At 70.8% G+C, this 9201-nt stretch carries 12 protein-coding genes; 2 read left to right on the forward strand and 10 right to left on the reverse strand.

Annotated features, from left to right (window positions below; translation table 11 throughout):
- Positions 1-57: 57 nt before the first annotated feature.
- Genes AC1D01_RS00580 through purU form a run of 4 tightly spaced genes read right to left on the reverse strand, consistent with a single transcriptional unit; the run spans position 58 to position 2971 of the window.
- Positions 58-591: a DUF2946 family protein gene (locus tag AC1D01_RS00580; protein WP_477864174.1), complete on the reverse strand. Its 534-nt coding sequence runs from the start codon at positions 589-591 to the stop codon at positions 58-60.
- A gap of 20 nt (positions 592-611) precedes the next feature.
- Positions 612-1613: a YheT family hydrolase gene (locus AC1D01_RS00585; RefSeq protein ID WP_477864175.1), complete on the reverse strand. Its 1002-nt coding sequence runs from the start codon at positions 1611-1613 to the stop codon at positions 612-614.
- Between the two features lie 11 nt (positions 1614-1624).
- Complete coding sequence (locus tag AC1D01_RS00590; RefSeq protein WP_477864176.1) at positions 1625-2074, reverse strand: YybH family protein; 450 nt, start codon at positions 2072-2074, stop codon at positions 1625-1627.
- Positions 2075-2086: 12 nt separating this feature from the next.
- Positions 2087-2971 carry a formyltetrahydrofolate deformylase gene (purU, locus tag AC1D01_RS00595; protein ID WP_477864177.1) on the reverse strand — a complete coding sequence of 295 codons (885 nt, stop codon included), beginning with the start codon at positions 2969-2971 and terminating at the stop codon, positions 2087-2089.
- Positions 2972-3053: 82 nt separating this feature from the next.
- On the opposite strand from purU, the gene AC1D01_RS00600 reads away from it, so the two are divergent.
- Complete coding sequence (locus AC1D01_RS00600) at positions 3054-3698, forward strand: sigma-70 family RNA polymerase sigma factor (RefSeq protein ID WP_477864178.1); 645 nt, start codon at positions 3054-3056, stop codon at positions 3696-3698.
- Positions 3698-4399: an anti-sigma factor gene (locus AC1D01_RS00605; protein ID WP_477864179.1), complete on the forward strand. Its 702-nt coding sequence runs from the start codon at positions 3698-3700 to the stop codon at positions 4397-4399. Before AC1D01_RS00600 ends, AC1D01_RS00605 begins: the two co-directional genes overlap by 1 nt.
- A 50-nt stretch (positions 4400-4449) precedes the next feature.
- Here AC1D01_RS00605 and AC1D01_RS00610 read toward each other — a convergent pair whose 3' ends face one another.
- The 6 genes from AC1D01_RS00610 to AC1D01_RS00635 form a co-directional block, all read right to left on the reverse strand.
- Complete coding sequence (locus AC1D01_RS00610) at positions 4450-5958, reverse strand: sensor histidine kinase (RefSeq protein ID WP_477864180.1); 1509 nt, start codon at positions 5956-5958, stop codon at positions 4450-4452.
- A gap of 16 nt (positions 5959-5974) precedes the next feature.
- A complete protein-coding gene (gene waaF, locus AC1D01_RS00615) occupies positions 5975-6976 on the reverse strand; it encodes a lipopolysaccharide heptosyltransferase II (RefSeq protein WP_477864181.1) in 1002 nt (333 codons plus the stop codon).
- An 8-nt stretch (positions 6977-6984) separates the two neighbouring features.
- A complete protein-coding gene (locus AC1D01_RS00620) occupies positions 6985-7194 on the reverse strand; it encodes a zinc-finger domain-containing protein (RefSeq protein WP_073468799.1) in 210 nt (69 codons plus the stop codon).
- A 7-nt stretch (positions 7195-7201) separates the two neighbouring features.
- Positions 7202-8125, reverse strand: a complete 924-nt coding sequence (locus tag AC1D01_RS00625; protein ID WP_477864182.1) for a branched-chain amino acid transaminase — start codon at positions 8123-8125, stop codon at positions 7202-7204.
- A gap of 68 nt (positions 8126-8193) precedes the next feature.
- Positions 8194-8601, reverse strand: a complete 408-nt coding sequence (locus AC1D01_RS00630) for a hypothetical protein (protein WP_477864183.1) — start codon at positions 8599-8601, stop codon at positions 8194-8196.
- The coding region (locus AC1D01_RS00635) for a metallophosphoesterase family protein (RefSeq protein WP_477864184.1) at positions 8598-9201 on the reverse strand (604 nt) is incomplete at its 5' end. The genes AC1D01_RS00630 and AC1D01_RS00635, both read right to left, overlap by 4 nt.

Below are 9201 nucleotides of genomic sequence, written 5' to 3' on the forward strand. Positions count from 1 at the left end.
ATCAAGCGGGACGCACGTCCACGCCCACCCGTCGAAGCCGGCCTCGCGCCGGCTTTCTCATTCCAGGCGCTGCGGGCTCAGGCAGACGCCGAACTGCCGCAGCAAGGCCGCCTGCTCGACCGGCTGCGGCGCCCACCAGCCGCGTTCGACGGCATCGGCCGCGGTCTCCATGTCGAGCGTGTGCACGAGGCCCAGGCCCAGCTCGGTGCCGAGGTACAGCCGCCCCGCTTCATCGAGCCAGGCGGTGTCCATGCGCGCCGCGCGGCCGGTGTGCGATTCGAGCTGCGGCGGCGCCTCCGGCTGCGCGGCCAGTCGCCACACCCAGGGCGCCGCCTCCAGTTCGACGAACACCTGCTGCGGCCCGTTCTGGAAGAACCAGCGGCCGCGCACATCGCCCTCGTAATTGCGCCCGATGAACTCGCGCAGCTTGTCATGGCGGATCACGCTGCCCTTGACCTGCGGGAACGCCCCCGCCGCCTGCACGCGGTCGTCGCGCATGTACCACTCGCCGCGCGCATCGAGCGCGAGCCAGCCGACGCAGGCCGGCACGTTGGGCCACTTCTTCAGTGCAGCCTTGACCATCTCGTCCATTGCGGCTCCTTTCGGGGGAATCAGCCGGCCACGTGGGGCGCGAACCATCCCATGACCTGCTCCGGCAATGTCATCACATGCCCGGGCCATGCACCCGCCGGGAATCCCACATGCCCGCCATGGTGCGGCTGCCACAGCGTGACGAACGGGCCGACATCGGCCTGCCGCGGCAGGCTGTGCGCCGGCACGAACGGGTCGTTGCGCGCGTTCAGCACCAGCGCCGGCACGCGGATGCGGTGCAGGTGCGGCTTGGCCGAGCCGCGCTTCCAGTAGTCGTCGGTGTCGCGAAAGCCGTGCAGCGGCGCGGTGAAGACGTTGTCGAACGCATACAGGTCACGGGCCGCGCGCAGCCGCTCGCGGTCGAACAGGCCAGGGTGCTGCTCCCACTTGCGCAGCGCCTTCGGGATCATCGTGCGCAGGAACATGCGCGTGTAGACATGCCGGTTGAAGCCGCGCCCGATCGCCTGCCCGCCGGCTGCCAGGTCGATCGGCGACGAGATCGCGCAGACCCCGCGCACCACCGCCGAGGCCGTGTCGCCCGCCTCCTCGGCCCAGCGCAGCAGCGCATTGCCGCCGAGCGACACGCCCACCGCGACGATCGGCCCGGCGTGGCGCGCGCGCAGCACCTGCAGCACCCAGCCGATCTCCTCGAAATCGCCGGAGTGGTACGCGCGCGGCGCGAGGTTGATCTCGCCCGAGCAGCCGCGGAAGTGCGGCACCACGTAGTGCCAGCCGCGCTCGCGCGCCCAGTGCGCGAAGGCCTGCGCGTAGTGGCTCGCGGAAGAGCCTTCGAGGCCGTGGAACAGCACCAGCATCGGCGCACCGGCCGCTGCATCTGCCACGTCAGCACCCACCTGGAAATCCACGTCGATGAAGTCGCCGTCGGGCGTGGACCAGCGCTCGCGCCGGTAGACCGGCGCCGGCCCGTGGTAGCGCTTCGAGTACAGCGCCGGCCAGATCGTCTGCAGGTTGCCGCCGACGGCACCACGGCCACCGAGCCAGCGTGGGGACAGGAAGTCCATCGATGCCCCCTTCAGTGCAGTGTTGCCGGCGCTTCGCCGACCTCCTGCACCTCGCCGACGGAGCCGGGGCTCGCATGGTGCGCGACCATGCGCCAGCCGAGCGCCGTCTTCACGTACACGTTGGTCGCGACGACCCAGGCCGCCTGCGGGCCCTCGTTGGTCATCACCTGCACCCGCTCGAGCACGCTGTGCACCGACGTCGATTCGCTCTCCAGCCGCCGCACCTTCTCGGGGTGCGCATCGATCGTGCCGTTCGAGAACATCGACTCGAACGCGGCGCGGATCGCCGCCGGCCCGACCACCCGCGGCCCGCCCGGGTGCACGCAGGTGATGTCGTCGTCGTCCGACCAGACCGCCATCAGCTTCTCGATGTCGCCGCGCTGCAGCGCCTCGTAGAACTGCTGCTCGGTGTCGTCGGCCGAGGACAGCAGCGCGGCAGCGGGCGGTTTGGGACGGGCCATCGGCGGGGTTCCTTATCGGAAGACGACGGTCTTCTGACCGTTCAGCAGCACACGGTGCTCGACATGCCAGCGCACCGCGCGCGCCAGCACCATGCATTCGACATCGCGGCCGACCGCGGTGAAGTCCTGCGCGCTCAGCGAATGGTCGACGCGGGCCACGTCCTGCTCGATGATCGGCCCCTCGTCGAGGTCGGCGGTCACGTAGTGCGCAGTCGCGCCGATCAGCTTGACGCCGCGGTCGTGCGCCTGGAAGTACGGCTTCGCGCCCTTGAAGCTCGGCAGGAAGCTGTGGTGGATGTTGATCGCCCGGCCCTTCATGAAGCTGCAGAAGCCGGCACTCAGGATCTGCATGTAGCGCGCGAGCACGGTCAGGTCGACCTGCTCGCGCTCGATCAGCGCCTCGATCTGCTGCTCCTGCGCGCGCTTCGCCTCGGGGCTGCTGCCGGCCGGCAGCGGCAGGTGGTGGAACGGGATCTGGTAGCGCTCGGCGAGGCTGGCGAAATCGGGGTGGTTCGACACGACGGCCGCGATGTCGGCATTCAGCTGCTGCGAATGCCAGCGGTACAGCAGGTCGTTCAGGCAGTGGCCGTGCTGGCTCACCATCAGCAGCAGGCGCGGCCGGCGCGACAGGTCGTGGAAGGTCGCGTCCATGCCGTACTGCTCCCGCACGCTGGTGAACAGCTTGTCGAGCGTCGCGACCTCGGCCAGGTGCGCCGGCGCCTCGAAATGCACGCGCATGAAGAACAGCCCGGTCGCCGACGCTTCGCCGATGTCGCCGAACTGCTGCGAATCCAGGATGTTGCAGCCGGCCTGGTACAGCAGGCCCGAGACGGTGTAGACGATGCCCTTGGTGTCACGGCACGACAGGGTGAGGACGAATTCACGAACAGGCTGCATGGGCGCAGATTGTACGGACGGGGTAAAGCCCCGCGAGGCCCCGCATAGAATCGCCGCCACGTGAACCACGTCACGCCCCCTCGTGACTTCCAGCGCCATGGCAGCAGCACCCGCCGGATGGAGTGATCGCAGCAAGGAGCTGTCGGCGCTGCTGGCGCGCAGCGGGCTCGGCGACCGCCAGGCCTTCGCGGCGCTGTACGAGCGCACCAGCGCGCATCTGTTCGCCGTCGTGCTGCGTATCAACCGGGACCGGGCGCAGGCGGAAGACGTGCTGCAGGAGGTGTATGTCAACGTCTGGCGCGCCGCGCAGAGTTTCGATGCGGCACAGAGCCAGCCGCTGACCTGGCTGACCAGCGTCGCGCGCAACCGTGCGATCGACAGCCTGCGCCGCAAGCAGACCGAGCCGCAGACGCAACCGGCGCCGTTCCACGACGACGAGGACAAGGACGTGTACGACGATGTGCCTGACGACGCGCCGACGCCGCTCGAGATGCTGAGCCGCGCCTCGGACGCCCGCGCGCTCGCGCAGTGCATGGACGGCTTGAGCGCGCCGCAGCGGCAGAGCGTGGCCCTCGCGTTCTACGACGGCCTGAGCCATGCCGAGGTGGCCGAGCAGATGCGCCAGCCGCTCGGCACCGTGAAATCGTGGGTGCGGCGCGCGCTGCTGGCGCTGAAGGCCTGCCTCGACAACGCCGTGCTGCGCGACAGCCGTGCGCGGGCTGCCTGATGGACTACAGCCGGCCTGAACGGGCCGATCGCCTCGGCGCCGAATACGTCGCCGGCACGCTGCGCGGCCCGGCGCGGCGGCGCTTCGAATCGCTGCTGCCCGGCCACCCGGCGCTGCGCAGCGCGGTGCAGCGCTGGCAGGACCGGTTGATGCCGCTGACCGTCACGCTCGCCCCGGTGCAGCCGCCGGCGCGCGTGTGGCGGCGCATCGAGACCCGGCTCGGGCTGCGGCCCACCGAGGCACCGTCGCAGGCCTGGTGGGCGCGCCTCGCGTTCTGGCGCGTGCTGAGCGGCGTCGCCACCGCGGCGACGCTGGCGCTGGCCTTCGTCGTCGCGACCCCGCCGCCGGCGCAGGCGCCGGTGGTCGTCGTGCTGTCGGCCGCCGCGCCGGCCGACCAGCCGAATGCCGTGACGCCGGCCAGCTTCGTCGCCAGCATCAGCGCCGATGGCCGCGCGATGGTGACGCGGCCGCTGGCCCCCGTCAGCGTGCAGGCCGACCGCTCGCTCGAGCTGTGGGCGCTGCCGCCGAGCGGCGCGCCGCGCTCGCTGGGCGTGATCTCGGCCAGCGGCTCGACGGTGGTGCGCCGCGGCCAGGTGCTGCAGGGCACGTCGGCGCTCGCCGTCACGCTGGAGCCGCCGGGCGGGTCGCCATCGGGCGCACCGACCGGGCCGGTGCTCTACGTCGGCAAGCTGAGTTCGTAGCCCGGAAGCCATTCCGGGAGCGGCAGCCGAAACCCGGAATGGCTTCCGGGCTACGCGCTGCGAGGCAACGTGACGCTGAACGTCGACCCGACGCCCGGCGCGCTCTCGACCTCGATGCGCCCGCCCATCAGCACGATCAGCGCGCGCGTGATCGCGAGGCCGATGCCGGTGCCCTGGATGCCGCTGCGCGCCTGCGCAAGCCGGTTGAACGGCTCGAACAGCTGCGGCAGGTCCTTGGCCGCGATGCCGATGCCGTCGTCGATCACCTGCAGCAGCACCTCGCCGTCGCGGGCCTCGGCACGCACCCACACCGAGCCGCCGGCGCGGTTGTACTTCACCGCGTTGCTCAGCAGGTTCAGCACCACCTGGCGCAGCCGCGTCGGGTCGGCGCGCACCTGCAGCGCCTGCGCGCCTTCGATCGGCCGCAGCGTCACGCCTGCCTCGCCGGCCTGCGGCGCCAGCATGTCGAGGCATTCGCCGAGCAGCGGGCCGAGCGCGATGTCGGCCGACTCCACCGACAGCTGGCCGGCCTCGATGCGGCTGTGGTCGAGCAGGTCGCCGATCATGCGCAGCAGGTGCTCGCCCGATTCGCGGATCAGCCCGACGCGCCGGCGCTGCGCCACGCTGAGCGGCTCTTCGTCGAGCTCCAGCAGCTGCGCGAAGCCGAGCACCGCGTTCAGCGGCGTGCGCAGCTCGTGGCTCATGCGCGACAGGAACTCGGTCTTCGCGCGGTTCGCCGCATCGGCCGTCGCGGCAGCGGCGCGCGCCTTCTCGAGCTCGCGGTACTCGGTGATGTCCTCGAGGTAGCCGTGCCACAGGATCGAGCCGTCCGGCGCACGCCGCGGTGACGACACCGCCTGCATCCAGCGCAGGCTGCCGTCGGGGTGGTGGTAGCGGTATTCGGTGCGCTGCGTCGCCTTGCTGCGCGCCCAGTTCGACACCGCGGCCATCAGTTCCTCGCGGTCGCTGCGCGCGATGCGGCGGAACATCTCCAGCGCATCGCCCATCAGCTGCTGCGGCGTCAGCCCCAGCACCTCGGTGCAGCGGTCGCTGACGAACGGGATCTCGGCGCGCCCGTCCGGCCACAGCCGGTACTGGTACAGCACGCCGGGCACGTGCCGCATGATCTGCTGCAGCCGCTCGTCGCGCTCGGCCGCCTCGCCCTGCGCCTGGCGGCGCAGCGTCACGTCGCTCAGCGTGCCGACCATGCGGCGCGGCCGGCCGTCGGGCCACCACTCGACGATGCGGCCGCGCTCGGACAGCCAGCGCCAGCTGCCGTCCTTGTGGCGCGCGCGGTACTCGCTCTCGTAGGCCGGGATCTCGCCGCGCGCATGGCGCAGGTAGGCGGCGTGGTTCAGCGGCCGGTCGTCGGGGTGGATCACGCTGTCCCAGCCGGCCTGGGTGGGCAGCATCTCGCCGACCGCGTAGCCGAGCAGCGCGACGCTGCCGTCCATGCCGCCGAGCGCGTCGGCCTCCATGTCCCAGGCCCAGACCGAGGTGCCGGCGCCGACCAGCGCCTCGCGCATCAAGCGGTCCTGCTGCAGGTCGGTGGGCGGCATCGCGGGGCTGCCGGTGTCAGGCGAGGCGCAGCCGGTCGTCGAGCGCGGCTTCCACCCGCTGCGCGCTGACGCCGGTCAGGCAGCGGGTGTGGCCGAAGCGGCAGCTGCGGTCGAAGCAGGGGGCGCAGTCGAGCTGCAGCTCCTCCTTCAGCCAGATCACTTGCGCGCGCGGGTTCAACGGCGGCGTGTGCTCCGGGCTCGTCGAGCCGAACACGGCGACCTGCGGGATGCCGAACGCCGCCGCGACGTGCATCAGCCCGGAATCGTTGCTGACGACCCCGCGGGCGCCGGCGATCAGTGCCATCGCGTCGATCAGCGTGGTCTTGCCGGCAAGCACTCGGCAGGCGCCGGGCGCGGCCCCGGCGATCTCGTCGCACAGCGCGACTTCCTTGCCCGAGCCGAGCAGCACGACCGGCAGGCCGTGGGCGGCATGCAGCGAACGCGCGAGCTCGGCGTAGTGCGAGGCGGGCCAGCACTTGGCCGGGCCGTATTCGGCACCCGGCGCGAAGGCCCAGTACTGCTGCGGCGCCAGCTCGGCCGCGGTGGTCACGCGCTCGAGCGTCGCCGCATCGAACTGCAGGCGCGGCCGCTCGGTCTCGGCCGGTCCGCCCGCCAGTGCGCTGTAGAACGCCACCATCGGCGGGCGCCCGCCCGGGTTCGGCAGCCGCTTGTTCAGCAGCAGCGGCCGGCCTTCGCCCTGGTAGCCGATGCGCTGCGCAATGCCGGCGAAGAACGGGATCAGCGCCGACTTGATCGAGTTCGGCAGCACGTAGGCGGTGTCGAAGCGGCCGCGCAGCGTGGCCGCGACACGGCGCCGCGCCGACCAGTCGAGCCGCCCGTGCGCGAACGGCAGCTCCATCACCTCGCGCACGCCGGCCATCGCCCGGTACACCGGCGCGACCCACGGCAGCGCGGCGACCGTCACCTCGTCGCCGCGCGCCACCAGCCGGCCGACCAGCGGCTGCGACATCACCGCGTCGCCGATCCACTGCGGGGCGATCAGCAAGGCGCGGTTCATCGCGTCGTTCAGTGCGTGTGGAGTTTTTCGCCGGCCTTCAGGCGATACACGGTGCCGCAGTACGGGCACTTGCCTTCGCCGGTCGTCGCGACGTCGATGAACACCTTCGGGTGGGTGCTCCACAGCGTCATCTTCGGGTTCGGGCAGAACACGACGCCGGGGCCCTGCACGTCGTGCGCGGTGACTTCAACCACTTCCTGTTGCTTGCTGCTGCTCATGGGGTCCTCAGACGGCGGTCAGCCATTCGGCGTATTTGGGATTGCGGCCGTTCACGATGTCGAAGAACGCGCTCTGGATCTTTTCGGTGATCGGCCCGCGCGAGCCGCTGCCGAGCTCGATGCGGTCGAGCTCGCGGATCGGCGTCACCTCGGCGGCGGTGCCGGTGAAGAAGGCCTCGTCGCTGATGTAGACCTCGTCGCGGGTGATGCGCTTCTCGACCAGCTTCAGGCCGAGGTCGTTGCAGATCGCGAAGATCGTGTTGCGGGTGATGCCGTTCAGCGCACCGGCCGACAGGTCGGGCGTGTAGACCACGCCGTTCTTGATCACGAAGATGTTCTCGCCGGCGCCTTCGCTGACGAAGCCGGAGGCGTCGAGCAGCAGCGCCTCGTCGTAGCCGTCCTCGGTGGCTTCCATGTTGGCGAGGATCGAGTTCGTGTAGTTGCTGACCGCCTTGGCCTGCGTCATCGTGATGTTGACGTGGTGGCGGGTGTAGCTGCTGGTCTTCACGCGGATGCCGCGCCTGAGGCCTTCTTCGCCCAGGTAGGCGCCCCAGGACCAGGCGGCGACCATCAGGTGGATCTGGTTGCCCTTCGGGCTCACACCCAGCTTCTCGGAGCCGATCCAGGTCAGCGGGCGCAGGTAGCAGCTCTCGAGCTGGTTCTCGCGCACCACGGTGCGCTGCGCGTCCATCACCTCCTGCTGCGAGAACGGGATCTTCATGCGCAGGATCTTCGCGCTGTTGAAGAGCCGCTCGGTGTGCTCGCGCAGCCGGAAGATCGCCGTGCCCTTGGCCGTCTTGTAGGCGCGCACGCCCTCGAAGGCACCGCACCCGTAGTGCAGCGTGTGGCTGAGCACGTGGATCCTGGCGTCGCGCCAGTCCACCAGTTGCCCGTCCATCCAGATTTTTCCGTCGCGATCGGCCATCGACATGGCAGGCTCCTGTGTGGGGAATTGGCTGAGGAAATCAGACTGAAGAATCAGACTGAGAGCAGGCGATTTTACGGATTGGCCGGCGGCTCCGCCGGAACCTCCGGATCAGGCCGCACCAGCGTCCACTTGGCGAGCTTGCCGCGCTTGAATTCGAGCGTGACCTCGCTGCCGCCGTCGTCGGCCCAGGCCCAGGTGTCGGCCAGGGCGTCGACCTTGCGGCCGAGGCTGCGCGTCATCGTCACCACCTGCATCATCGTCAGGCCTTCACTCAGCTTCGAGTGCAGCATCACGGTGCTGCCGACGTGGCCGACCGGCGCTTGGCCGGCGTTCTTCATCACGCGCAGCGCGCGGCTGAACTGGATCAGCAGCCAGAACACGATGACCGATGCGGCCATCACGACGCCCTGCCAGCCATACGCCTGCCACGCTGCCGCCACCGCGATCACCGCGAGGCCCCACCCGACGATTGGATTCATGCGCGCGATGTTACGGGGCGGATCGGGGCACTCGCCTGTGCAGTTTCCACAACGAAGCCGGTTCGCAGCGCGTGGGCCCAGTCCGGGCGGCCGTGCTGCTGCGCCAGCCGGGCGGCCGGTTCGGCGTCGAAGGGCACGGCGCGCCATTCGACCTGCCAGCCCGCGGGGCGGCGCGTCAGCAGCGCATAGCGGGCGTGCGGCGTGCCGTTCTCGACCACGTGCGGGTGCGGGTGGTCGTCGTCGTAGGCCTGCAGGCCGACGCTGCCGGGGTTGACGATGAGGCGGCCATCAGCAAGCTGCAGCCCGCGCGGCACGTGGGTGTGGCCGCACAGGATCACGCCGTGCGCCACGCCTTGCTGGGCATCGCCAGCGCGAGAAGTCGCCTCGGCGAGGGTAGCCGGCCGCATGCCGCCGGGGTCGACGGATTCGAGGAAGTAGACGAGGTCGCTGCCGGGCGTGCCGTGGCAGCAGAAGACCTCGTCCGACAGCTGCAGCGTGGCCGGCAACCCGGTGAGCCAGGCCCGGTGGGGCGGCAGCAGGCGTTCGGCGGCAAACGCGTCGGAGGCCCCCATCGCCGCGACATCCGGCGCCAGCACCTGG

The sequence above is a fragment of the Rhizobacter sp. P3_B12 genome, assembly GCF_056402895.1.